Below are 25645 nucleotides of genomic sequence, written 5' to 3' on the forward strand. Positions count from 1 at the left end.
ATGTGCTCCGCTGGTAGTTCAGAAGTCATCGCGGATATACCTATAAGAGATGCCCATGTACCCATTGGCCTTTATAGGGGAACTACCAGTTCAGGAGGCTGCGCCTGTCCGCGTGGGCGTGCCTAAGTTAGTGATCTTCGACTGCGACGGTGTACTTGTACACAGCGAAGAAATCACCCTGTCTGTATTGATCTCCCTGCTGAATGAACAAGCACGTCGTGACGCACCAGAGGCTACGGGCCTTGACTTAGTAGAATTTATTGAGCGCTTTCGTGGGCGCAAGATTGCCGACTGCTTACGTGAAGCTGAACGGGTATTGAGTATTTGCCTGGACAGTCAGTTTGAAGAAGCTTTCCGTCAGCGTGCACGAATCGATTTGACGGCGCAGTTAAAACCTACCGATGGAATAAGAGAAGTACTGGAGGGCCTGACGCTACCTTTTTGCGTAGCCTCCAGTGCACCCCGTAATAAAATAGAACACTGTTTACGTCTCACGGGACTGTTGTCTTATTTCGACGGGCACATATTCAGTTGTTATGAGTTAGGGCGTTGGAAACCAGACCCTTTAGTATTTTTAACGGCGTGCGCTGCTTATAACGTCGACCCCCGTGATGCATTGGTTATTGAAGACAGTGTTGCCGGCATTCGCGCGGCGGTTGCGGCGAATATAAGCGTGTTGGGTTTTGGGCCCGTGGGCCGACATTTAATTTTGGCTGATGCCGGGGCGTTGCCTTTTTCCAATATGCGTGAATTACGCACGGCGCTAGCGTGATATGACTACTCAGGGAGGAGGCGTTGTGAAGACTTCAGGTTATACAGAGCGGCTAAAGGGTAATGATCAACGTTCGGAGGTCTGGTGGGATTCGTCGCCTGCCGTCTATGTGCCTTATAAGAAACACTTGCTTGAAAAATACCCGGCAGCGTCTGGCTGCATAGAGCAGTTAATGCCAGACACATTTTCGCAACCCGGTGGGTTCAGCAATGTGACGACAAACCCTCGACTGGTCACTGCGGTGATTCTTGAAAAACGCGAGTATTGGTTGTCGCGGTTTAATCTTGCCAAACTGGCGCCCCAAGAGTTGCGCAGGAAACTGTACGACGAAGTGATCGTGCAGGGGGCTGCGGACCTGAAGCAACGCTGGGTTCAATCCGGGCAGTGTGAAGGCTGGATTAGCGCTCAAGTTGATCCGGTCGATGTGCGCTGCGCTGAACGCATGACTGCCAGGGGAGTGGCGCTGCGTCAGTTGTCTGCGAATGTGATGGTGAAGGTCCCCGCAAGCCAGGAAGGCCTTACGACTGTCGAGCACTTAGTGGCGCAAGGAAGTTCTCTCAACATCACGTTCTGCTTCACTGTTTCGCAATTCAAGGCAGGCATCCAGGCAATAGAGCGTGGAAGGGTGACTGCACGCAGCAAGGGTGTTGACACAAGCCATTGCAAGTACGTGATCACGTTCATGATCGGCCGCTTCGGCTGTCAACCCGAGCTTGCGTTACAAGCGGCGGAGCGTGGCCTGACGCTGAGTCCAGAGGATCTGCGCTGGGCCGAGTTGCTGGTTTATGAGCAGATACAGGCGCTGGTCTCGGCGTCTTCCGTTCCTGTCAAAACCCTGCTTTCCAGTATAAAAGTCGATGTCGACGAGCGTGGAAACAAGCATTGCTGGCACTTGGAGAAGACCGGCTTGTCGGCGACGTGCTACACACTGACGCCGGAGGTGGTTGAGTTTTTGATTGAGCGCGAAAGTCGCGGTAAACCTGTATTTCCTGCAGGGGAACCCTTGAAGCCCCCGGCTTCGACGCTCGCGAAGTTGTTTCGTATTCCGTATTTCTGCGAAGCCTACTGCCTGGATGGCATTGAGCCTTATGACTTTTGCAATCATGAGGCTTTTATCAACACGTGCAATGAGGCCAACAGTGCGCACCGACGCTTGGCCGATTTTTGCACTCGACTCTGCCCCCCTGTGCACGCTTTCAGTCGCTCGCTCAGTGCGATCATGGCGGCCGAATATGGGGTGCTCGTATGAACAAGATGGTCGGGTTATGGGCGCACCCCCGTTCTCGTTCAACGGTGTTGGAGCGCGTGTTTATCGAGCGCAAAGACTTTGAAGTCTTCCACGAGCCGTTTGCTCATATGGCATTTTCTGCAGACTCTGCCATTCCTTCGGATGAATGGGATCATAGTTTTCCAACCACGTATCAGGGCATAAAAGAACGACTGGTCAAGGCCAGGGAGACGGCCAGCGTATTTCACAAAGACATGTGTTATCACTGCCTCGATGACTTAAAAGTAGACGTGGACTTTCTGGCGCAACAAGACAATATCTTTCTTATTCGGGAGCCCGCCAGCAGCATTCTTTCGCATTATCGAATACACCCCAACATGCCGTTGCAAGCCATCGGGCATAAAGCCTTGTATGAGATCTTTTGTGTGGTCACCAAACTCACCGGCAAAGTGCCCTATGTGATTAATGCTGATGACCTGGCGGCAGCGCCGGAGCGCGTGATTGGCAAACTGTGTGACTATTTGGATATTGAATTTCTGCCGCAAGCCATGGTGTGGAAACGCGAGTGCCCTCCGCAATGGAAAACCTGGCGAAGTTGGCACGTCGCCGCAGAAAACAGTGAGTGCATTATTTCGTCGAGTAAGACTCAGCCCGATAAAGAGGTTCTCGATAATACGCCAGCGTTAAAAGCGATGTATGACTATCACCGGATTTTTTACGCGCGCATGAACGAATTCTGTCAATAGGAAACAGGGCATGAAAAAATTGATTATTACCGGTGCCGCTAATGGAATTGGTAGGGCGACACTGGAGCAGGCGATTGTTGATGGTTACTTTGTGATTGCCGTCGATAAGGACGTGGATGCGCTCAACACCTTGCAACAGACTTACAGTGCGAGTGTATTAGAGACACAGGTTGCCGATCTTTCCAGTGACGCTGTGATCAAGGGCTTTATTCCAAGCCTGTATGAGCGTCATGCCACTATCTATGGGTTAATTAATAATGCAGGGCTGTATCACGGCAAAAGCATTTATGCCTATTCCGATAACGAAGTGGATGAAATGCTTAACGTTAACCTTAAAGCCTTGGTTTACCTTTCCAAAGATTTCGCCGAACGCGAAATGAAGCACGAAGCACCGCGCAGCATCGTCAATATCACCTCAGTGGCAGGGGAAGTGGGCAGTTGTGATGCCCTGTACGGCGCCACGAAGGCTGCAGTGATCGGTTTGACCAAGGCCAATGCCTGGAACTTCGCCCCTTTTGTGCGGGTAAACGCGGTGTCTCCGGCACTGATTCACGACACGGCCATCTACGACACTATTCCTGAATATCGGCGGGCTGAATACGCGCGCCAGGAAATTCTTAAAGACCCCATCCTGCCCAGTGGTGTTGCTGAGGTCATTTTGCTGTTGGTCGGTGAAGGTTTTCGTCATATGACCGGCAAGGTTATCCCGGTTGATAACGGAGCCTACCCACGGTGAGCCAGCCCATACCGAAGAAAAAGTTGCTGTTGGTGGGCGCAGGTAATTTGTGCCTGCACATTCTCAAGATTCTGGCGCCCAGGAACAGGTTCGAGTTTGTCGTGCTGGGGCGCAACGAAGAAATGACCATCCGGATGTGTAACCTGGTGACGCTGTCGTGCGCACAACTGGAGCAGTATGTTGCTATCTCGCCAGTGATCGCGGACTTGACGGATATCGGCAGCGTTACCCAAGTGCTTCGGGAACATGCGCCGGACATCATCGTGAACTGCGCCTCGTTGCAGTCATGGAGAGTGATCACCGGGTTGCCCAAACACTCGTTCGAACAACTTGACCAGGCACAGTTCGGTCCCTGGTTACCCATGCACCTGACACTGATGCATGACTTGATGCAGGCAGTGAAGGCTTCCGGTATCACGACCCTGACCGTCAATGCGGCCTTTCCTGACGCCGTCAATCCGATTCTGGCCAGGGTCGGTCTGGCCCCTGACATCGGGGTGGGTAATGTCGCCAACCTGATTCCGGCCGTGCGTTTCTCCATCGCGCGGTTGCTGAAGTGTTCTCCCGCTGACGTGGAGGTGATGCTGTATGCCCAGCATTATTTCAGCCACTACGTGCCACGGGGCGGACGGCCCCCGCGTGCCAGCTATCGCTTGTTGTATGAGGTTCGCGGCCGGCGCGAAGTCGCTCGTCTGTCCGATGAGGTGATTTTTTCTACGGTGAAATCCGAGTTTCGTCGCTTGGGCGGGGTTGATGGGCAGTTTCTAACCGCGTGTTCTGCGGTCACCGTGATCGAAGGGCTGTTCTCACCGACGCCGGTACTGGTGCACGCGCCCGGTCCGTTGGGGCTTCCGGGCGGCTATCCGGTCTGGCTTCAGGACGGACGCATCAATGTGCAGTTCTCCGACAAATGCCCCTACGACGACGCGGTGCGCCTTAACAGCATTTGCCAAAGCCACGACGGTATCGACGAAATCCATTGTGACGGCTCGGTCACCTTCAACCCCAGGTGCATGGCAATCATGCAGACGATGCTGGGGTACTCCAAGGACATCATGTCGGTTCGGCAGTCCGCGGACTGTGCTCGGGAGTTGGCGGGAAAGTACCTGTCTTTCAAGAATTCAATCGGCTAGGAGCGGTGTGCCATGAGTCAAATTCTGGGGTATGAACACGAGGAAGTAGCCAATTACTCAACTCAATATTCGTCGGACTTTGTCGAGCGCTGGGACGCGTTGATTGATTGGGAAAAAAGAAAGGCCGGCGAGAAGGGGTTCTTTGAGCAGTTGCTGAAAAGTCACGGTGTGAGATCGGTGCTGGATGTATCCACGGGCAGTGGTTTTCATGCCGTGCAACTCAAACAGGCAGGTTTCAAGGTGGTCGCTACGGACGGTAGCGGCACGATGTTGAAAAAAGCCCGGCAGAACTTCCTTGAACGTGAATTGGCTATTGAATCCCACCATATGGAGTGGCTTGACCTCGACCCGGACGTGCTGGGCACGTTCGATGCCGTAGTGTGCCTGGGCAGTTCACTGTGCCATGTGTTTGAGGCGCACGACCGCATGAGCGTGCTGCGCAAGTTCAGGGCATTGCTCAAGCCAGGCGGTGTGTTGATTGTTGATCAGCGTAATTTTTTTGCTATCCGCGCGGGCAACTTCAAATCCAGCGGCAATTATTATTACTGCGGGGCCAGTGCGTCGGTCAGCCTGGGAAGGGTCGATGCACAGGTGTGCGAGTTCATTTACGACTTTGAAGATAAACAACGCTACAGCCTGAAAGTGTATCCGTTATTACCCAAGGAACTGGCCGACGAGATTCAGGCTAGCGGCTTCTCTGCCCATGAAGATTACGGTGATTTTCAGCGTGACTTCGACAGGATGAATTGTGATTTTGTCATCCACACCGCCCGCGCCGTGTGAGGGCGTCATGATGAGCACACTCGTACAGAATAATTCTCGCGCGCTGGACAGCGTGGTGCTGGCAGTCGTACTGACAGGGTTTGTGGCCAGTACCTATGGGTTCGGCGTTTACTTGTTCGCCAACCTGGTCGTTGATATGCGCCGAGATATCGGCTTTGACTACACCACTGTGGGCTTGATCACCGGCGGCGCACAGATCGGCTTTCTGCTGTTTTCTTCGGTCACCAGTTACATCAGCCGTTTTTTCGAAGGTTGGAAAATCAGCCTGGTATCCACCGTAGTGACGTCTCTGGCCCTGCTGGGCTTGAGCGTCAGCGACAGCATTTGGTTGTCGGGTGGGTTGTTGATTTTGCTGGGAGGGTGCTCCGCTTCGGTTTACATCCCGCTGGCAGAAATCGTCACCAAGGGTTTCAGTCCAGGTAATCGCTCCCGGGTCATGGGGCTGATCTCCAGTGGCACCAGCTATGGCGTGTTCATCAACGGGTTACTGGTGTCGTTTCTCACCTTGCAGGGTGGATGGCGCTCGATCTGGTTGACCGCCGGCCTTGTGTCATTGGGCCTCTGTTTCGTGGCCTGGTTTCTGTTGCGTAACATGGGGGCGGAGCAGGCGGCTGGTTTTTCAGGTGAGCGCTCGCGGTCGCTCGATGGCCACACGTCATGGCTGAGCCGTTCGCTGTACCTGATCTGGGGCATCGCCTTTCTCAATGGGATGGCACTGCTGCCGTTTCAGACTTATCTGGCACCTTACCTTCGCGATGAATTAGGCGTTTCGGTACAGGACGCAGGGTTTATCTGGACGACGATCGGCGCTGTGGGGATGGCGTCGGGCTTTTTGGTGGGGTGGGTTGCGGACAAAGTGGGTGCCAGGGCGGCCTTGGCCATGTGCTTTCTGAGTGCGGGTCTGGCAGCCATGCTGGTGTTCAGTTTTAACGCTATCGCGTTGTTCTATTTGGCGGCTTTTTTGTTTGCGCTGGCGTTCTACCCTATCTTCGGGCTGGTCCCCAGCTATATCGGACAAATCGTTCCGGTCAACCGGCTGACGCAGGCATTTGGCATTGCCAATGTGCTGATTGGCCTGGGTGGCGTGTGCGGTAACTTTCTGGGCGGACTGTCCAAAGACCTGACAGGCTCGTTCGCGACAGTCTATTGGGTGGTTTCGCTGCTTCTGTTATTGCAATGCGTGATGGTGTTCATGTTGGGCAAACAGCCTGTTTCGCTGACGGAGGGAGAACGGTCATGAGCTATTTTGCACAGGGCCCACAACAGAATTTGCATGAGTTTGCGTTCAGCCACGCGCGTGCCGAACAGTCACTTATGAAGCAAATACCTAGGGTCATTTGGATGACTGGCCTTTCTGCCTCCGGGAAATCGACCATTGCCGATGCGCTGGATATTGCCTTAAGGGCCCAAGGCCGGTTTACCTGCATCATTGACGGCGATTCGGTACGCAGTGGGCTTTGTCGTGACTTGGGGTTTACCGACAGTGATCGGGATGAAAACATTCGGCGGGTCGCTGAGGTGGCGGGTTTGATGGTGGAGGCGGGACTTATCGTCATTGTCGCGCTGATCTCGCCGTCATCGGCCAGTCGGCATTACGCGCGCTCGATTATTGGCAACGACCATTTTGTAGAAGTCCACGTGGATGCCCCACTGGCAACTGTCGAACAGCGGGACCCTAAAGGTTTGTATAAAAAGGCGCGATCCGGGCTGCTCAAGAACTTTACGGGTATTGATTCGAACTACGACACTCCGCTGTTTCCTGAAGTGCATCTGCAGACCCACGTGTTTTCGGTTGAACAATCGGTCGGGATCATTCTTGATTGGATGGCGCGTGCGCAGGCCCCTGCTTAGCCATTGGTCTTCCAGCTACGGGGTGACGACTTCGACTCCAAGAAACGAGGTATTCTCTGCCAAGGCAGAGCGTGCAGGTTTTTCGGGAGTTGGAATGACACATTTCACGGGCACTGCAAAATCAATCCGGCTGATCGGCGGCGCCCGGGTATTGGATTTTATCAATACCACTAATGGGCGCAGGCCGTATTCCACACTTAAGGTGACGGAAGAGCGGCTCACCAGTTTTAAGTTCTTCATTGAGTGGGCATTACACGCCTCTTTGCTCTCTGAGCAAGAGTACGATACATACTCGCCTATGGTGTTTGACTCGCCTATATCCTTCCAGCCAGACCTGGACGCTGTTATTGCATTCAGAGAGCGTCTGTACGGCGTCTTCCACAACCTGTCATTACGCCAGAACGTCACCGATGAGGCATTACAGCAGATCAATCTGCACTACCAACAAGGCGCGGTGTGGCGAGTATTGCGCTCCATTGACGGGATGCCCGCATGGGGTTGGCGCACCTGCGCATCTGCGCAGGAGTTGACGTCGATGCTGATCGCACGCCTGGCAACAGACGCGACGCAACTGCTGGTATCGAGTGAACTTCACGCGTTGAGGTGCTGCAGTTGCGCGGATTGCGATTGGATATTTCTCGATCTCTCCAAAAGTAAACAACGTAAGTGGTGCCAGATGAGTGTGTGTGGCAGCCGAGAGAAACTGAGCCGACTCAAACAGGCGGCCAGTCATCTTTAGTTGCAACGCAGTAAGGCGAGCGATGGGAAGCAATTGCTCCGCTTAATAGGAAGCATTACTATTCACGCCCCGTCTTCCAGTGCTCACGCGATGATTCCTCAGCCGCCCCGCAGAACAGGCTTTTTCGAGCATTACGAAGAGTTGATCGGAACCTGGACACGCCGCCTGAGAAACCGTCAGCAGGCTGAAGACCTGGCTCACGACACCTTCGTGCGCGTGCTTGAGTCGCGTTCGAGCGACGTTGAGCAACCGCGCGCCTATCTGCATCAAACGGCGCGCAACATTGCGGTGGACGCTTACCGTCGCGAAGACCGGCGTGAGGCGCTGGCATTGGACGCCTTTGATCAGCGTTCGCCCCACAACGGTGACCCGGAGCATGTCATGCACGCGATCCAATTGGCGGACTCCATCGAGCGGGCCTTGGCCGAGTTGCCGCTTAACTGTCGCAAGATATTTATCTGGCAGAAAATCGAGGGCCTCACCCAGCAAGAAATCGCCGTACGCCTGGGCCTGTCTAAAAACATGGTGGAAAAGTATATGATCCGCACCTTGCGGCATCTGCGCGACCGCCTGGACGCGATGGCCCCATGAACTCTGCCCGTTTTGAAACAGGATCTTCCACGATGGATAGCCGTGCTCGCGACGAAGCCGCGCAATGGTTTGTACGCCTGCAAAACGCCGAGTTGAACCCCGAAGAACAACAGAGTTTTGATGCGTGGTGTGCCGAGCAGCCTGAGCATCAATACGAATTTGAAGTGCTGCAAGGCCTGTGGAACGCCGCCGACCTTGTGCCCACGGCGCGTTTGCAAGCGCTGTGCGAGGCCCCGGTCGAACGCCCCAAACGTCGCGCTATTGTGCGTTACGCCGTGGCTGCCAGTGTGGTGGCCATCGCCTTGGGGCTTGGCCTGTTCAGCGGGCTTGATCATCCCAAACCCTACAGTGCCGAGTTCAGCACGCGCTTGGGCGAGCATCGCCAAGTGGCATTGCCCGACGGTTCGGTGATGGACCTGAATAGCCGCAGCGTGGTGGCGGTGCACTATGAAAAGGGGCGGCGCGGCGTAGAAATCAAACAGGGCGAAGCCATGTTCAGCGTCGAGCACGACACCCGCCGCCCATTTGTGGTGGCCGCCGGGGCAGGGCAGGTCACGGTCACCGGCACGCGTTTTGATGTTCGCCGTGATGACGACCAGACCCGCGTGGTGGTCGAGGCCGGCACGGTCAAGGTGCAGGGGCGTGCGTCGGATCAGATCGTGATGCTCACGGCAGGGCTGGGCACGCATGTCGATTCTACCGGGCAAGTCGTTACGGCGTATGCCGTGAATGCTGATGAGCTGACAGCCTGGCGCACGGGCAAGTTGGTGTTCAACAACGCCACCCTCGGCGAAGTCGCGCGGGAAGTATCGCGCTATCGCGAGCAGCCGTTGCGGGTCAACACGGCGGCGGTGAGCAACCTGCGGCTGACCAGCGTGTTCAAATCCAGCGACACCGACGCCTTGCTCAAAGCGCTGCCACATATCCTGCCAGTGGCGGTACGAGCCTTGCCGGACGGCAGTCAGGAAATTATTTCACGCTGATATTCAGGTTTTTTTCGAGTTCTTCGTCTTCTTCTGCAACTGCAACTGGTTTGCATTAACAGCCGCACACTCTTGCGATCACAGGACTAGGTTCGACGTGAAAAAACTTGTCGTGAACAACAATAAAGTCTCCCGTTGGGCGCCCCTGGCGCTGGCGCTTGCGGTCAGTTCCGCCCTGCCTGCGGCCTCTGCGGCCGACGGCATCCATATTCGCTCGCAGCCGCTGGGCGCTGCTCTGAGTCAACTGGGCCAGCAGACTTCCCTGCAAGTGTTCTTCAGCCCTGACATGGTCGCGGGCAAGCATGCGCCTGCAGTGGACGGCAACCTGTCTCCCGAGCAGGCTCTGCGCCAATTGCTCCAGGGCAGCGGCCTGGATTACCAGATCGATGCCGGTTCCGTGACCCTTCGTCCACTGCGCAGCGGCACGGGGGAAGCCGGCTCGCCGGTGGAGTTGGGCGTCACTGACATCAAAGTGGTCGGCGACTGGCTGGGCGATGCCAATGCCGAAGTGGTGCAGAACCATCCGGGCGCACGTACTGTGATCCGCCGTGAAGCCATGGTGGAGCAGGGGGCGATGAATGTCAGTGACGTGCTGCGCCGCGTCCCTGGCGTGCAGGTGCAAGAGGCTAACGGCACGGGTGGCAGCGATATTTCCCTCAACGTCGGCGTGCGTGGCCTGACCTCGCGCCTGTCGCCGCGCTCCACCGTATTGATCGACGGTGTGCCGGCGGCGTTCGCTCCGTATGGTCAGCCGCAACTGTCGATGGCGCCGATTTCTGCCGGTAACCTGGACAGTATCGACGTGGTGCGCGGCGCAGGTTCTGTCCGTTATGGGCCGCAGAACGTCGGCGGCGTGATCAACTTCGTGACCCGCGCGATTCCTGAGCAAGCCTCGGGCGAAGTCGGCACCACCCTGGAAACCTCTGCCCACGGCGGCTGGAAACACGTCGACAATGCTTTTGTCGGCGGTACTGCCGATAACGGCATGGGCGTGGCGTTGCTGTATACCGGGGTAAATGGCAACGGCTACCGCAACAGCAACAACTCCAACGACATCGACGACGTGATCCTCAAGACCCACTGGGCGCCGACCGATCAAGACGATTTCTCGCTGAACCTTCACTATTACAATGCCAACGCCGATATGCCCGGCGGCCTGACCCAGAAGCAATTTGACGCCAACCCGTATCAGTCGATGCGCGATTGGGACAATTTCAGCGGCCGTCGCAAGGATGTGTCCTTCAAGTACCTCCGCCAGATCGACGACCGTACCCAGGCCGAAGTGCTGACCTATTACATCGACAGCTTCCGTGGCAGCAACATTGCCAACCGCGACCTCAAGACCATCAGTTCCTACCCGCGCAGCTACTACACCTTCGGCATCGAGCCGCGGATCTCCCATGTGTTCGACGTGGGCCCGAGCACCCAGGAAGTCAGCGTTGGTTATCGCTACCTCAAAGAAGGCATGCATGAACAGGCCAGCAGCCTCAATCTGGTCAACAACGTCCCGACGCCGGGCGGGCAAAATGACGGGCATGTTTACCAGGATCGCACTGGCGGCACCGTCGCCAATGCGTTCTACATCGACAACAAAATCGATATCGGCAAGTGGACCGTCACGCCGGGCATCCGCTTTGAACACATTGAAACCAACTGGCATGACCGCCCGGTGGTTGCCTTGAACGGTGTGCGCACCGTGGAAAAGAATCGCAAAATCAATAGTAACGAGCCGTTGCCGGCGTTGAGCGTGATGTACCACATTTCCGATGCCTGGAAAGTCTTCGCCAACTACGAAACCTCATTCGGCAGCCTGCAGTACGCGCAGATCGGGCAGGGCGGTCGCGTCAACCAGGCGGCCGACGGCCTGAACCCGGAAAAAGCCAAGACCTACGAGATCGGCACACGCTACAACGACAGTGTCTGGGGCGGCGAAGTGACGCTGTTCTACATCGACTTCTCGGATGAGCTGCAATATGTGAGCAACGACGTGGGTTGGACCAACCTCGGCGCCACCAGGCACCAGGGTATCGAAACCTCGGCCCACTACGACCTGTCGAACCTGGACCCACGCCTCGATGGCCTGACTGCCAACGCGGGCTTCACCTACACCAAGGCGACTGCCGAGGGTGATGTGCCGTTCAAGGGCCGCGACCTGCCGCTCTACTCCCGTGAAGTGCTGACGGCGGGCCTGCGCTACGACATCAATCACTGGACCCATAACCTGGACGTCTATGCCCAATCCGGTCAGCGTGCGCCGGGTACTGGCACCACCTACATCACCCAGGGCACCGCCGATGGGCAGTACGGCGATATCCCCGGTTATGTCTCGGTCAACGTGCGCAGCGGGTATGACTTCGGCGCGCAACTGTCGAACCTGAAACTGGGTGTGGGCGTGAAGAACGTCTTTGACCAACAGCACTACACTCGATCCAGTGACAACAACGCCGGGTTGTACCTCGGTCAGCCGCGTACGTTCTTCGTGCAGGCGAGCGTCGGCTTCTGACCGACCGTTTGTAAGAAAAATCGCAGCTCAAGGGCTGCGATTTTTTTTGACTTGTTTTTCAAGGTGCTCACCAAGCTGCCCGGGCCCGGGCAGGAACTGTTTCCGCGCGTTTGCCACACAGGTTGTAACCAGCGACGTTGATCGTACTGGTCGTTTTCAGACGCTGAACCAGGGGCCAGACATGACTTCACCTTCGTTTCAATCCGGCCAGACCGATGGCCGGTGCACCTTTGATGGCTGGCATGAAGTTGCTTGCTCGACATCGTCAAGTAAGGAAGACACCTGCGCAGCCTTGTCGACGGTATACGCCACCGAAACGCTGCGAATGAAAGCATTTGTGGGTCAAAAAAAATTCCAGGCGCCCGTCGCAGATGATTTTGCCCGCGGGCTGCATGCGTCAGGGCCTGCCGACAACGCTAGCGCTCACTGCTTGAGGCGCCCCATTTTTCGCTGGGCTGCGCTGATCAATGGCCTCTGCTCCCGGTTGCGTGGGCAAACACCTGGGTGATCCAGTGTTACATGCTGTTATTGGGATGCTCCTGCCGGCCGGAACTATCGCGTGGCGCTAACCACATATCGGTTGCTTGCTGCCCAGAGGGCGAATCGATGATTCGGGCCACTCTGGTACTGACTTTCAGGCAAGCATGGATCTGCAAAAGGCGAGAGATGAAGCATGAAGATTGAGGGTGCAATACTGCGCGCGCAGCCAATCGGCCTGGGCGGGCCAGAGGTAGGTCGGGTTTCATCGTCCCGCGTTTTTCATTCGCCCGGCGATGAGTCATTCGCAACGCGGGAGTTGCCGTCGCAGCGACCCATGTTGTGGCGTGGAGGCTTGTCTTCGCTGCGCCAGCAGGCGCTGCAAAATGCACCCACGGCTCGCGCCAACACCACACCGCCAGGTCCGAGTTCCACTGATAGCCAATTGGCGGGCGAGCTGGAAAAACACTTTGGCGAGCTGCACGGTTTTTTAAAAGAAGGCCGCTTGACGCAGGCGTCGTTGCGCCAGATCGCAGCTCAAACCTTGAGTGGAGAGTAAGGTGCGCGACCGTATGATCCTGCTGGTCAGGGAAATTCTCAACCGCCCGCTGCTGAACGACGCGATCATCGACGGCGCGGGATACATCACCCGCGACAGCCTGAGCGCAGCCGCTGCAGCGTTGCTGGGTAACAGCTCCCCTGGCGCCTTCAGCCAGGACCCTTTTCATGATCAGGGCAACGCCGAGGTCGTAATGGCTTTGCAAGGCTATTTCAAACAGTTGCGGGACATACCCAAAGACCGCACGGTATTTTTTGAAGCGCTTGAATACGTGGAAATAACCCAGCTCAAAATCGTGATGAGTGATCCTGACGACCTCGATTCGCAGGGCCGGCCCCTGTTGGAACCCGCTACTGGGCTACCGAGGAAAAAGTACAGTGAACACTGCGTCTACACCGCCAAAAATATCATTGAGCGCCCAGGCCTGCTGCGTTCGCTGGAGCGTGCCAACAACATGCGTTTGCTGGGGCGTCCCAGGCATGAGGGTTGGCTTTGTAACAAAAGCCTGGAACGCTGGCTGGAACAATACGAAGCGCACAAAGCCAGATAGCCCATGGCCTTGTGCGGTGAGCTTGTTACACCTTGAGAATTTTACCGCTGATGGCCACCCCGGCCAGCAGCAGCGCAATCAGCACAAAGGCCGTGCTCAGGCTACTGCCGTGGGCGATAAACCCGATAACTGCAGGCCCGGCGAGAATACCGGCATACCCCAGCGTGGTGATGGCCGGCACGGCGATATGTTCCGGCATGACCGTTTGTTTACCGACGGCGGTGTACAGCACCGGTACGATATTCGAGCAGCCGGCGCCCACCAAGGCATACCCCAACAGCGCCGTTTCCCAGGCCGGCAATAATGTCGCGAGCAACATGCCGGCAGTCGCCAGCGCGCCGCCAATGACGATCACGCGGGTGGCGCCCAGGCGGCGGACAATCGAATCACCGGTCAGGCGCCCTGCGGTCATGGTCAAGGCAAACGCCGCGTACCCCAAGCCTGCGTAAGCTTCATCCAGACCGCGTTCTGCATTGAGAAACACCGCGCTCCAATCCAGCACGGCGCCTTCGGCCAGGAACACGATGAAACACAGGCAGCCGATAAACAACACCACACCGTGCGGCACGGCAAACGCCGGGCCTGAGCTTTCGCTGCCGTAGGGCAGTAGATGAGGCCCGGCCTTGAACAATGCAAGCGCCATGATGACGATCACCACCAGGGTCGCCTGCAACGGCGACAAGCCCAGCCCCAGCAGCCCGGCAACCCCTGCTGCGCCGACGATGCCGCCAAGGCTGAACAACCCGTGGAAGCCCGACATCATGGTTTTGCCGCTGGCACGCTCAACGATGACCGCCTGCAGGTTGACCGTCGAATCCACAGTGCCCAGGCCCCCACCGAACAGGAACAGCCCGGCGATCAGCAAGGGGATTGAACTGACCGTGGCGAGCATCGGCAGTGCCAGGCAGATCATGATTGTGCCGGCGGTCAGCACCCGGCGGCAGCCGAAGCGTGAAGCCAGGGCGCCAGCCATCGGCATGGCGATGATCGATCCGACGCCCAGGCACAACAGCAACAGGCCCAGCGTGCCTTCATTGAGGTTTGCCCGTGCCTTGGCGTAGGGCACCAGCGGCGCCCAGGCCGCGATACCGAAGCCGGCGATGAAAAAGGCAATGCGCGTCGACATTTGTTCCAGCCGTCCGGGAACCACGGGCGCTGGGGTGGGGATGGCAGTCATGAAAAATCCTTGGTTTTGCGTTCAACGAACGATGTCCGGCGCGACATCCTTGCACATCAGGCCCTGTCGAGCGAGCCGGGTTCCCTTGAAGAGAGGGGCTGACACGCAGGTGCAGGTTTATTGTTACAGCAGCGGAACGTCATGGACGGTGGCGACCACACAGAGGCTATCGGATTGTTGGGCGGTGGTCTGGAAGGTGCGTAATCTGCGTGAAAACGGATGAACCCCAGGTTTTTGCGTTGGATTACCACCTTCCAGTCCACTTCCCACTGCGCCGGTTTTCTGTAATACGCTGCTACCAAGTGTGTAGGCAATCGGAGAAATTTTCCGGTGAATTTTCTTGGGAAGGTGTCTCGATGACTCTGTTCTATGACGCGCGGGGCAATATTTACGGTGTGGCCAGCCCCGACTACCTACGCAGCAGGGGCATTGCCGTGCCTGAATGTGCCGACCGCGCTGCCAGCACTCGAAAAGAGTGGGCAGCATTGGCTATCGCCTCGGAGTGTGAATGGGGCACGTTACCGCGTGCGGCCACTCCCAAGACACACCGCTGCGATGGTTTGCTGGTCGGGCCGTTCCAGTCTGCGCCGCCGTTTGACGTGTTGATCGTCAATACTGATGGCACGCTCGCCGAACGCAGTGGTAACGGGTTGACGATTTTTTCCCAGGCGCTGACGGATCAAGGTTTGATGACGCAAGGGTGTGAGTTGCAGGTGCATCACGACAAGCAGGATTCAGTCTCTGTGCTGGTGACCTATTCACAACCGGCGATCTTTGAACAGGTTGCAGGCTTCTGGCTGGCCTTGGGCCGGCCGAGTTTCGGGCCAGCAGCGGTGGCCGCTACCGGTACTGGCGCAGCAACATTGGGGCAATGTGAATTCAGCCATGTGGCTGCACTGGCGGCGATTGACCCGCAATGGGCCGTCAGCCAGTTCGTCCGTGTGGGCAATCCTCATTGTGTGACGCTCGTCGAGCACGCACAGGCCTTGCCGGACAATCAGTCGATGCAACAGCCCGCACTGTTTGAGTCGTTACGGGCCATTGCCTTTGCACCGCCAGGTGGGCGCGGCCAACCTTGTTTGGCGGGGATCAATCTGCAATGGGCCGCACATGCTTCGGGCAATCGGGTCATCACGCGGGTATTTGAGCGAGGAGAAGGACCCACCGCGTCCTCGGGTACCAGCGCGAGCGCAGTTGCCTGCGCGGCATGGCGCGCGGGTTGGGTTGACGCCGGCGAGGTGGCTGTGGTCATGCCAGGTGGCACAGTGCCGGTGCGTTTACAGTGCCAGGCCGAAACGCTGCTGAGCGTCAGTCTGTTCGGGACTGCATGCGTGCAAGCCTGAAGGCGCAGAAGTGGCTGATATCTTGAATGCGTGTCAGCCGTTTCTTTATCGGTTAGTTGTGTGGTTAAAGTTGGCGTAAGAAGTTTCTTGTTGTTGAATGCTACTAAATTCTGCGAATTTATTATTTTGTAAAAGACACGTCCTACCACGTTGTGCGAAACGTCTTTTTTATTTTTAAAGGGTCAAATTCCGCCTGAAATCGCTAAGATTTATTGGGTTCAGGCGCTTTTTCCCGGCAGTTCAATCAATGCCCGATGGGGGGAGGCCTTTCAGTCAAATAATTGATGATGGGTAACTTAGGGATGGTTGAAACATCTGCCGCGCCACGTTTCAAGTTGATACTTCCAGAAATAAACAATGACTTCCAGGTGCTCGCTTTCAAAGGCCGAGAAGGCCTTGATCAGCCTTACTTCATTACCGTGCACTTAGTCAGCGAAAACCCCTCTCTGGATCTGGAGGCGCTGCTTCACCAGCCGGCTTATCTGGACTTTGGCGAATCCGGTGCGGGGCTGCATGGGCGCATCTACGCTATCGGCCGTGAGGGGCCCGGCGTTCGGCTCACTCGCTATCGTCTCACCCTGGCACCACGCCTGGCGTGTCTTGCCCATCGACACAACCAGCGGATCTTCCAGGAACGCAGTGTGCCGCAGATTATTGCGGCGGTCCTTGAGCACCACGGCATTCTGGCGGACGCCTATGCCTTCGAACTGGGCCCTGTGGCCTACCCATCCCGTCCGTTCTGCGTTCAGTACGCGGAAACCGACCTGCACTTTATCCAGCGGTTGTGCGAGGAGGAGGGTATTCACTACCACTTTCGCCATGGCCCGAATAATCACGTGCTGGTGTTCGGTGATGACCAGACGGTGTTTCGGCGTCTGGCTGCACAGCGATTTTGCGCGACGCACGAGCTGGCAGCCAAAACGAGAGCTATCCGGCAGTTCGACGTGCGCCTGGAGACCCGTACCCAGCTGACGGTGCGCCGTGATCATGACTTCGAGCATCCGTCGCTGCGCCTGGAAGACAAGGCCGGGCCTGCATTGACGCAGCGCCTTGAGGATTACCATTACCCTGGTGGTTTCAGCGACCATGCGCGAGGTCGGCAATTGGCGCAAAGGGGCTTGGAGCGGCATCTGCGTGACCGCCATCGTGCCGTGGGCAAAAGTGATCAACCGGCGCTGGGCAGCGGCCATTTTCTTGAGCTGTGTGACCACCCGGATCCCACCTGCAACGATTTGTGGTTGCTCACGTCGGTGCATCACGAAGGCTATCAACCGCAGGTGCTGGAGGAAGCAGCACCCGTGGCGGGCACATTCCACGGCTACCGAAACCGGTTTACCGCAACACCCTGGCGCGCCGTGCATCGGCCCCCCATCAGACACCCGAAACCTACCCTCCACGGCAGCCAAACCGCCATCGTGACGGGGCCAGCAGACGAGGAGGTGCACTGCGACGCCTACGGTCGAGTAAAGGTACGTTTTCATTGGGACCGCCTGGATCCCACCGATGACAAAAGCAGTTGTTGGGTACGGGTAGCATCCGGTTGGGCGGGCGATGGCTTCGGCGCCATGCTGATTCCGCGGGTGGGCATGGAGGTGCTGTTGACCTTTCTGGAAGGCGACCCGGACCAGCCGTTGATCAACGGCTGCCTGCCCAATGCGCTGCACAGGCCGGCTTACCCTTTGCCGCAACACAAGACACGCAGCGTGTTGCGCAGCCGCAGTGTTCCGGGGGGCACGGGGGCCAACGAACTGCACCTTGAGGATCGCCACGGCGAGGAACTCATCTTCCTGCGCGCCCAACGGGACCTGGAACAGCAGGTCGGCCATGACAGTCGTCTTGAGGTGGCGGGAGAGCGGCGTGAAATCATCCGCGGGTTAAGCACGGTTCATTTGGAAAGTGGCGAGCAGCGACACATCACCGGAGACCGCACTGCCATGCTTGGCACGAACGATCGGCTGGATGTGCAGGGAGACAGCCAGACGCATATCGGTCAGTCCATGGTTATCCAGGCCGGGCAGCAGATCGTCCTCAAGGCCGGCGCCAGCCTGATCATCGATGCGGGCGCACAATTGAGCCTCAAGGCTGGAGGCGAGCACCTGATTATCCAGGCGGGCGGCATTTTCAGCAGCCGGCCTGTCACCGTTGGCGGCTTGCCGCCCCTCACTCGGTCCGCGAACCCATTATCGGCCATGGATGCGCCGAACCTCTCGACGGCCCAAGGCACCCTTCTGGACGAGGCCCGGCAGTTGGGCGCGGACTTCTGCCCGGTGTGCGAGGCGTGTCGTGAAGGCCAGTGCACACTCATGCGGAGGGCTGCCTGATGCCAAGTGAGCCAGGCCAGTGGATGGCCGAACAGCATCAGGCGGGGCGCCGACTGTGCTTGATCCTTGATGGTCACCACGGCGCACGTCAACAGCTGTTGGCGGTGCGTAACCTGTCGCAGTATTGCAGCCTGTACGCTGAGACCGCCTTGGTCGAGTTGGCAGCGGCAGGCCCGTTGATTCTGTTGGTGGAGCAGGCGGACGAGCCTGCGCTGGTTGATCTGCTGCAACACCCCGAGACGAACTGGGGCTGGCTGGGCAGCCTGCCCGGTGATGATCTGGCTGGCGTGGTTCGGCATTGGCGCGAACGTCTGCTGGTAGGGCGCCAGGGAAGCCAGGCCGTGTATCGCTTTCACGATAACCGTACCTTGGCACGTGCTTTGACCCATTTACAGGGCGAGCACTGGCCAGTGTTTCTCGGCCCACTGATGAGTGTGTGCTATTGGCACCAAGGCTGTTGGTGTCGGGGTGAAAACCCAATGCCCGGGGAGTATCCCGTGCCTGTGGCTGTGCCCTGGCTGAACACGCCCAACCCTCAGGCCGAAGTGATTCTGCACGCCAATATCCTGCGTTATCTGCTGACTGAACACAGCGAAAAACTCGCCGGCTTGGTCGAGTTTCAGAACCCCAGAATCTGGCTGGCGCAGGTTCTGGAGCAGGCCCGTGCCTGGCAATGGCGAGGCCCCCAGCAGCTCGAGTTTCTGGTGGTGCGTCGGTTGGAGGAGGCGACGCAAGGCAGCACGATTCGGTGGCAGCCGATAGAGGGCGAGGCGCCGTCGGAACATTTTGAGCGGGTGTTACGGGAGTGGCAAAAGCATGAATAGTTGGACGCGCAGCGTTTTGATAACGCTCGGTGCTGGATGGCTCTCGGGTTGTGCGCTGGCACCGCCGGCTAAGCGTTTTACCCTGGAGGTGGATTTACCCGCACAGTTTCGATTCATCGGTGCCGCTAACTACCGTCCCGCCAGATATGAACTCTGCACCTTGCCGCAGCGTCGAGGCAAAAGGCCTGAACGCAAGATCTTTATTGCCGATTACAAACCCGTGGCCGAACGAGTGAGCTATGAGTTCCCGCTGACTGAAACCATTGAGGGGTGCCCTACGGTGTTGCGTAGCGTGGAGTTCACTCTTTATGCGAAGTGGGGTGAACTCGACACTGATGTCGGTGGCAGTTTCGCGGCAATTTCTTTCGCAGATCCTATCGAGTCTGAACGCGTAGCAGCGATGCCCGAGTCGGGTGTGCAGGAGTTTTTTGGACAATGCATGTGGTTTTTTCGGACGGCCGGCCCCGAGCATGCGATCAGAAAATTGTTGGAATGTAACGCGTTGGACACGAAGGGGAAAAGGCAAGAAACGCGCCCGGGTGGCGTGGCGCAGAGAGAGCTGCTCCCAGGGAAAAAAGTAAGGCTGACGTTGAGCGTTACAGACGAGGAGGCCCCCGCTTTTCAGGACACCTGGCTAGCTGTACCGGGGGGGTGGAGACGGTGCCGGGGTAAAAGCTTTGAAGATCTGTCCGGATACTGTGGCAGTAACACCACGGACTTTAAACCTATAACGATGCCGGATGGCCGTGTTTGCGATGTTTACCCAACGTGCAATTAACAAGGAGATGATTCATGAACCAGGCAGCATGGAAGCAACCTTTTTTCAGCAGCAAGATGCCCGCTTGCCCGTTGAAAGGGCATTGGGCAAGCGTTTCTCTGGTTGATGAAACAGGCAGCGGGAAGGCTTATGGCGGGCTGGTCTACACAATCCAGGACACTACAGGGCGCCGGTACAACGGAAGGTTGAATGGAGAGGGATACGCCAAGGTGGAAGGGTTTTATTGCGGCCCTGTCATTCTTTCTTTGGACACGCAGTATTCAGGCGACGAAGAGCCATATTCCAAATTGATAAAGCGCAAGACTTACCCGTTACCTATCACCGAACTTCAAGCCCGCGCCGAACACACCCGATTTTCAGCGGCTGATGGCCAACGTATCGAGGGTAACCCTGCACAACGCCAGGCAGACCGGTTTTATCAGGTTGAGGTGCGCGACCTGGTTCGACATATTGCCCACCTGCCGCCGTTTGCCTCCGGAACCTATCACCCTCCAAGGCATGCATTGAAAATGATGGCTGAGCTGGGGTTTGGTCCGCCGCAGCCCGCATTGTCAGGCGTCGTGCTGTTCCCCAACCTGCACACGGTGTTGGAGGTACGGCCTTTGCGGGCCCTGCGCCCGATGTTGTCGACCGATGATCAGTTTTGTGCGTTGAACCTGTATCAATTGGCGTTGATGTCCACATTGAGTTACTGCGATTTTGGCCAGCAACCTCCAAAAACTCCGGTGGAACACGTCAGTTTTCCCCTGGATCCCAGCGCAGGCAATCTGTTCGCGGAAAAACTCTCGGGGTTTCAAGAAGCCTGGAAGGTCGATCGTGATCAGGCTCAGCGCTTCTACCCGCTGTATGAAGAGGTTCCATACTCCCAGCGGTTTGAGATTTTGCCCTTCGATCCTGAGTTGTATCCACAGAATCGTCCGCAGCTTGGTGAGAAACAGGAGCATCCCGCCAGCCTGCACTTTTTTGATGATGAAGCGTTCGGTACGGATACCCAGGCCTTTATCAGTCATCACAACGAAGTAATTCTGATCGCTGTTCGAGGCACCGCCAGTGGTGCCGACGCACTACGCGACGCGAATGCCCACCAAGTGCCATTTACCGAAGGTGTTGGCAAAGCCCATGAGGGCTTTTATCAGGCATATCGAGCGATGCGCGATTTTGTTCTGTACTACCTTGATCAATTCCACAGCGGCCAGCGCATTGTGATTTGTGGCCACAGCCTTGGCGGCGCCATCGCGTTGCTCCTGGCAGAGGGGTTACGCCGAGTTACACGCGTGAAGTACAACATCCTCCTCTACACCTACGGCGCTCCCCGCGCCGCAGACTCCGAGTTTACCGACGGCGCCTCAGCCCTTATCCATCACCGCATCGTCAACCACAACGACCCGGTTCCCAGTGTCCCTGCCACGTGGATGAACACCACCGCCAAACTCTGGGTGCCGGGCGCCGTCACGCTTTTTGCCGCGCCCGGTGCGGGTGGCCTGCTGTTCGCCGCTGGCCTTGTGCGCGTCGGCGGCAATCCTTACCAGCATCACGGCGAACAACAGCACTTCATGCCCATCAAGCTGCCGGACGGCACGCACTCCTCAGTGTTATGGACGCCCGGTTGTGAGTCCATCCTTGAGGCGGGATGCAACCGTATACTGCAACTGCATGGCGATATGCCCGAGCGTGCCAACCTGTTGAAACAACTGTTCCAGGCCAGCCAGCATTTCATGACCGCCAGTTACATTCCAGCCGCGTGGGCCACTCTGCGCCGCTGGCAGCAAACCGTGGAGTGCCAGGGGCCTTTGATCACCGCCAGAGAGTTCGAGTTGATAGACCTGGCGCTCGACACCATGACCCAACAACTGCGCGACAAGAACCGCGAGCTCGAACGTCGTCGCCCACCGAACCAACGCGATTATGGGCATGCGCATAACCAGGCACTGAACGCTGAAGTCGACCGCTTGCGCAGCAGTCGGCGCCGATTGGAGTCGTTACGCTGGCGCCGTCTGGACGTGCGTGACGTGTATGGCAGCCACGCCGATTCCACCGGCTTGCAGCCCAGCGTGAAACGCTGGTTGCGCCACCGTGAAAACCGCAAGTTGGCGCAAATCGCCAGTATTCCTGCGCCACTTCAGGACGGCGCCGGCCGGGTGCAGCCACTGGATATTGATTCAATCGTCTGACCCCGGGGCTTACAAAAACTCCACCTGTGCCGGTCTGCGTTGCATCAGCACCTTGCCATTGCGGATCGAATATAACGGCAGGCCTTGGCTGCGGATCACCTCGTAGTCACTGTCTGCCGAAAGCACCAGCAGGTTGGCCGGGCGACCGGCTTCCAGGCCGTAACGGTCACCCAGGGCCATGGCCTTGGCGCTGTTGTCGGTGACCAGGTCCAGGGCGCTTTGCAGGTTGCGGTAGCCCAGCATATGGCAGATGTGCAGACCGGCTTCCAGCACGCGCAGGATGTTGCCGTTGCCCAGCGGGTACCATGGGTCGACGATGGAGTCCTGGCCGAAGCAGACGTTCATGCCGGCCTCGAGCAGTTCATTGACGCGGGTGACGCCTCGGCGTTTCGGGAAACTGTCGAAGCGGCCCTGCAGGTGAATGCTTTCGGTAGGGCATGAAACGAAGCTGATGCCCGAGTGGCCCAGCAGGCGAAACAGTTTGGCGCAGTAGGCGTTGTCGTAGGAACCCATCGCCGTGGTGTGGCTGGCGGTGACGCGCTCGCCCATGCCGCGGCTGCGGGCTTCTTCGGCGAGTACTTCGAGAAAGCGCGAGTGTGGGTCATCGGTTTCGTCGCAGTGCACGTCCACCAGGCAGCCGGTGCGTTCGGCCAGGTCCATCAGGAACTTCACCGAGCTAACCCCTTGGTCGCGGGTGTATTCAAAGTGCGGGATGCCTCCGACCACATCAGCGCCCAGCCGAATGGCTTCCTGCATCAGTTCGCGGCCGTTGCGGTAAGACTCGATGCCTTCCTGCGGGAAAGCGACGATTTGCAGGTCGATCAGGTGCGTGCTTTCTTCACGCACCTCCAACATGGCTTTGAGCGCGGTGAGGTCAGGGTCGGTGACATCAACGTGGGTGCGCACATGCTGGATGCCATGGGCGGCCAGGGCCTGGATGGTTTTCTTGGCGCGGGCCTTGGTGTCTTCCTGGGTGATGGTGGCTTTGCGTTCGCCCCAGCACTCAATGCCCTCGAACAGGGTACCGCTCATGTTCCAGCGTGGCTCGCCAGCGGTCAGCGTCGCATCCAGGTGGATATGGGGTTCCACGAACGGAGGTATGACCAGGTTGCCAGCGGCGTCAAGATCGTCAGCTGTTAATGTCGGCGCCACGGTTTGTGCAGTAATGCGGGCGATCCGGCCGTGTTCCAGGTGCAGATCATGCAGGCCTTCACGGTTGCGCAGGCGGGCATTGATGATATGCATGGGCAAGTTCCTCTTGGCTTTGGATAATCAGGCAGTCAGCCGCCAGGTCATCAGGGTTATCAGCCACAAGGTTACCATCCTCATGGCAACAGTCGGGTTCATGCCTGTACGTCAGCCAAAGGTGCGCGCACGCGCAGGGCCGCGGTGAGTGCGATGTAGGCCAGGGACGCGGCCACAATCCCCACCAACGGCGCCACCCACGGTGAGTGAAACGCCAGCACGGTGCCCACTGCATACGCCGCCAGCCCTGGCCAATTGAACGCCGGTAGGCGTACATCGGCCAGACGCGGGTACTGGCCGCGATAGCGGTAGAAGAAGTCCGCCATGATGACCCCGCCAATCGGCGGGATCACGGTGCCCAACAGAATCAGATAAGGCACCAGCAAGTCGTACATGCCAAGCAGTGCCAGCAGGGTGCCGATCACCGCGCCGGCCAGGGTTACGGTTTTGCGCCGCCGGGTACGCAGCAGATTGCATCCGGCCACGGCGAAATTGTAGATGGTGTTGTCCTGCGTGCTCCAGATGTTGAGCAGCAACATGACCATCGCCGCCATGGCGAAACCTTGCAGCAACAGTACTTCGACCACATCGGGTTGCTGATAGACGATGGCGCCATAGGCACCGATCAACACCATCAAGCCATTGCCGATAAAAAAGCCGATCAGGCTGGCCAGCACCGCGACCTTGGCCGAACGAGAAAAACGCGTCCAGTTGGTCGCCTGGGTGGCGCCGCTGACAAAAGTGCCGAATACCAGCGTGATGGCGGTGGACAAGTCCAGCTCCGCCGTCGGCACCACTGCCAGCAAGCCCTTCAGGCCGCCGACTTTGACGGTGGCGACCCACATCGACAGCAACAGCAGGATGCCCATGGCCGGCACCGCGATATAGGACAGAATCTCCAGCCCGCGATAGCCGATATACGCGGTGGCGCAGAACAGCAGGCCAAACAGCACCATCAGTGCCAGCACCGTGCCTTGGTTCAATTCGAAATATTTGCCCAGCACCACGGCCGCGGTGGCGGTGCCCCAGGCGTACCAGCCGATCTGGGTGAAGCCGAGGATCAAGTCGCTGAGTTTGCTGCCCACCTCGCCAAAGCAGAAGCGCCCCATCAGGACCGAATTCAAGCCGCTCTTGAAGGCGATGTAGCCCAGGCCTGCGGCGTAAATACCCAGCAACAGGTTACCCAGGGCCACGACGCCGAGCATGTCGGTAAAACTGAACGCCACGCCCAGCTTGCCGCCGGCGAACATGGTCGCGGTGAAGAAGGTGAAGCCCAGCAACACCATGGCGGTGGACGCAAGGCCCTTGCGCGCATGCATCGGCACTTCGCTGAGGGGGTAATCGTTACCCGGTTCTTGCTGCGTCATGGCCTTGCTCCCTGGATGACTGACGCAGCGCTGTTGCACTGCGCGTGCCAAACCGGCAGCGCGGCGTATTTGTCGCCAGGCAGCTGTGTCGAGCGCGCCCAAGCAGGCACGAAAGCAGTGCAGCGGTGAGACAAAATGGATCAGTCGAACAGCGTCTGGGTGGTCTCGCCACGATGAAACGCAAACGCCGCTTCAAGGTCGCTTTCGATGGTGCGCCCACGGGACAGGGGCGGCAGGTCGTCGAGGGTAAAAAAGCCCACTTCAGTGGTTTCAAAGCCCGCCATCGGCGCCCGTTGGTCGACCCGCTCGCACAGGAAATACAGCTTGTAGAAGTCCCGCACATCCGGGCGATACAAGCCCTTGGCCTTGTGCGTGACGCTGTACAGCGCGCGTGCCGTGACGCTCAGCCCGGCTTCCTCACGGATCTCCTTGACGATGTTTTCCGCCGCCGACAGGCCGATATCGGCGTACCCACCGGGCAGGGCCCAGCAGCCGTCGGTCAATTCGCGCACCAGCAGTATCCGGTCGCCCTCGATCACCGCGCCGCGTACGTCAATCATCGGGGTTGAATAACGCTTGGCAAAATCCGGCACCAGCCCGGTGATGCGCGCAAGCGGCACATCCGCCAGTTGCGCGAGCATGCTGTGGGCAATCTCGGCAATTTCCTCAAGGCGCTCACGCTCAAAGTCGTCAGTGCAAAAATGCAGCCCCGTGGACGCCAGTGCCTGCAAGCGTTTGGCCTGGGCCAGCCAGAGGTTTTCCATGGGG

General features: G+C 57.9%; 23 protein-coding genes. 19 read left to right on the forward strand and 4 right to left on the reverse strand.

All coding sequences use genetic code 11. From position 1 onward, the window contains the following. Positions 1 to 55 precede the first annotated feature (55 nt). The 14 genes from HX790_RS24950 to HX790_RS25015 all read left to right on the forward strand — a co-directional run bounded on the left by HX790_RS24950 (position 56) and on the right by HX790_RS25015 (position 13651). A complete protein-coding gene (locus HX790_RS24950) occupies positions 56 to 772 on the forward strand; it encodes an HAD family phosphatase (protein WP_176992338.1) in 717 nt (238 codons plus the stop codon). 25 nt (positions 773 to 797) lie between these two features. Further along, complete coding sequence (locus tag HX790_RS24955) at positions 798 to 2021, forward strand: transaldolase family protein (RefSeq protein WP_176992339.1); 1224 nt, start codon at positions 798 to 800, stop codon at positions 2019 to 2021. Beyond that, positions 2018 to 2746, forward strand: a complete 729-nt coding sequence (locus HX790_RS24960; RefSeq protein ID WP_176992340.1) for a sulfotransferase family protein — start codon at positions 2018 to 2020, stop codon at positions 2744 to 2746. The genes HX790_RS24955 and HX790_RS24960 overlap by 4 nt, the downstream gene beginning before the upstream one ends. A gap of 10 nt (positions 2747 to 2756) precedes the next feature. Next, on the forward strand, positions 2757 to 3482 hold the full coding sequence (locus HX790_RS24965; RefSeq protein WP_017135316.1) for an SDR family oxidoreductase: 726 nt from the start codon (positions 2757 to 2759) through the stop codon (positions 3480 to 3482). Beyond that, a complete protein-coding gene (locus tag HX790_RS24970) occupies positions 3479 to 4615 on the forward strand; it encodes a hypothetical protein (RefSeq protein WP_017135315.1) in 1137 nt (378 codons plus the stop codon). The genes HX790_RS24965 and HX790_RS24970 overlap by 4 nt, the downstream gene beginning before the upstream one ends. 12 nt (positions 4616 to 4627) lie before the next feature. Then, entirely contained in the window at positions 4628 to 5398 is a 771-nt protein-coding gene (locus HX790_RS24975; protein WP_170040672.1) for a bifunctional 2-polyprenyl-6-hydroxyphenol methylase/3-demethylubiquinol 3-O-methyltransferase UbiG, read from the forward strand. Between the two features lie 10 nt (positions 5399 to 5408). After that, positions 5409 to 6638 carry a nitrate/nitrite transporter gene (locus HX790_RS24980; protein WP_032865436.1) on the forward strand — a complete coding sequence of 410 codons (1230 nt, stop codon included), beginning with the start codon at positions 5409 to 5411 and terminating at the stop codon, positions 6636 to 6638. Continuing rightward, positions 6635 to 7249, forward strand: coding sequence for an adenylyl-sulfate kinase (gene cysC, locus HX790_RS24985; protein WP_017135312.1), 615 nt, complete (start codon positions 6635 to 6637; stop codon positions 7247 to 7249). The genes HX790_RS24980 and cysC overlap by 4 nt, the downstream gene beginning before the upstream one ends. A gap of 94 nt (positions 7250 to 7343) precedes the next feature. After that, positions 7344 to 7988, forward strand: coding sequence for an ABATE domain-containing protein (locus tag HX790_RS24990; RefSeq protein WP_176992341.1), 645 nt, complete (start codon positions 7344 to 7346; stop codon positions 7986 to 7988). Between the two features lie 90 nt (positions 7989 to 8078). Next, positions 8079 to 8579, forward strand: coding sequence for a sigma-70 family RNA polymerase sigma factor (locus HX790_RS24995; RefSeq protein ID WP_017135310.1), 501 nt, complete (start codon positions 8079 to 8081; stop codon positions 8577 to 8579). A 32-nt stretch (positions 8580 to 8611) separates the two neighbouring features. Beyond that, complete coding sequence (locus HX790_RS25000; RefSeq protein WP_176992342.1) at positions 8612 to 9562, forward strand: FecR family protein; 951 nt, start codon at positions 8612 to 8614, stop codon at positions 9560 to 9562. Between the two features lie 97 nt (positions 9563 to 9659). After that, positions 9660 to 12065, forward strand: coding sequence for a TonB-dependent receptor (locus tag HX790_RS25005; RefSeq protein ID WP_099550077.1), 2406 nt, complete (start codon positions 9660 to 9662; stop codon positions 12063 to 12065). An 814-nt stretch (positions 12066 to 12879) separates the two neighbouring features. Next, positions 12880 to 13101 carry a hypothetical protein gene (locus HX790_RS25010; RefSeq protein ID WP_099550076.1) on the forward strand — a complete coding sequence of 74 codons (222 nt, stop codon included), beginning with the start codon at positions 12880 to 12882 and terminating at the stop codon, positions 13099 to 13101. Between the two features lie 13 nt (positions 13102 to 13114). Beyond that, positions 13115 to 13651: a type III secretion effector protein gene (locus HX790_RS25015; protein WP_178110951.1), complete on the forward strand. Its 537-nt coding sequence runs from the start codon at positions 13115 to 13117 to the stop codon at positions 13649 to 13651. A 25-nt stretch (positions 13652 to 13676) separates the two neighbouring features. On the opposite strand, the gene HX790_RS25020 is transcribed toward HX790_RS25015, so the two are convergent. After that, positions 13677 to 14828: an MFS transporter gene (locus HX790_RS25020; RefSeq protein WP_017135306.1), complete on the reverse strand. Its 1152-nt coding sequence runs from the start codon at positions 14826 to 14828 to the stop codon at positions 13677 to 13679. 356 nt (positions 14829 to 15184) lie between these two features. Here HX790_RS25020 and HX790_RS25025 point away from each other — a divergent pair, with 356 nt between their 5' ends. The 5 genes from HX790_RS25025 (at position 15185) to HX790_RS25045 (ending at position 22265) form a co-directional block, all read left to right on the forward strand. Further along, the gene (locus tag HX790_RS25025; RefSeq protein ID WP_176992426.1) at positions 15185 to 16171 is read left to right on the forward strand and encodes a diaminopimelate epimerase; all 987 of its coding nucleotides are present in this window, start codon (positions 15185 to 15187) and stop codon (positions 16169 to 16171) included. 302 nt (positions 16172 to 16473) lie between these two features. After that, positions 16474 to 18492, forward strand: a complete 2019-nt coding sequence (tssI, locus tag HX790_RS25030) for a type VI secretion system tip protein TssI/VgrG (protein WP_176992427.1) — start codon at positions 16474 to 16476, stop codon at positions 18490 to 18492. After that, positions 18492 to 19316, forward strand: coding sequence for a DUF4123 domain-containing protein (locus HX790_RS25035; protein ID WP_176992343.1), 825 nt, complete (start codon positions 18492 to 18494; stop codon positions 19314 to 19316). The genes tssI and HX790_RS25035 overlap by 1 nt, the downstream gene beginning before the upstream one ends. Next, on the forward strand, positions 19309 to 20094 hold the full coding sequence (locus HX790_RS25040) for a hypothetical protein (RefSeq protein ID WP_170040680.1): 786 nt from the start codon (positions 19309 to 19311) through the stop codon (positions 20092 to 20094). Before HX790_RS25035 ends, HX790_RS25040 begins: the two co-directional genes overlap by 8 nt. A gap of 14 nt (positions 20095 to 20108) precedes the next feature. Continuing rightward, entirely contained in the window at positions 20109 to 22265 is a 2157-nt protein-coding gene (locus HX790_RS25045; RefSeq protein WP_176992344.1) for a lipase family protein, read from the forward strand. 9 nt (positions 22266 to 22274) lie between these two features. On the opposite strand, the gene codA is transcribed toward HX790_RS25045, so the two are convergent. From codA to HX790_RS25060, 3 genes are all read right to left on the reverse strand, one after another. Further along, positions 22275 to 23510, reverse strand: a complete 1236-nt coding sequence (gene codA / locus HX790_RS25050; protein WP_017135300.1) for a cytosine deaminase — start codon at positions 23508 to 23510, stop codon at positions 22275 to 22277. A gap of 98 nt (positions 23511 to 23608) precedes the next feature. After that, a complete protein-coding gene (codB, locus tag HX790_RS25055; protein ID WP_017135299.1) occupies positions 23609 to 24877 on the reverse strand; it encodes a cytosine permease in 1269 nt (422 codons plus the stop codon). A 140-nt stretch (positions 24878 to 25017) separates the two neighbouring features. Further along, positions 25018 to 25641 carry an NUDIX hydrolase gene (locus tag HX790_RS25060; RefSeq protein ID WP_017135298.1) on the reverse strand — a complete coding sequence of 208 codons (624 nt, stop codon included), beginning with the start codon at positions 25639 to 25641 and terminating at the stop codon, positions 25018 to 25020. Positions 25642 to 25645: the final 4 nt, after the last annotated feature.

It is taken from the genome of Pseudomonas sp. IPO3747, from assembly GCF_013385245.1.
Taxonomy (GTDB): domain Bacteria; phylum Pseudomonadota; class Gammaproteobacteria; order Pseudomonadales; family Pseudomonadaceae; genus Aquipseudomonas; species Aquipseudomonas edaphica.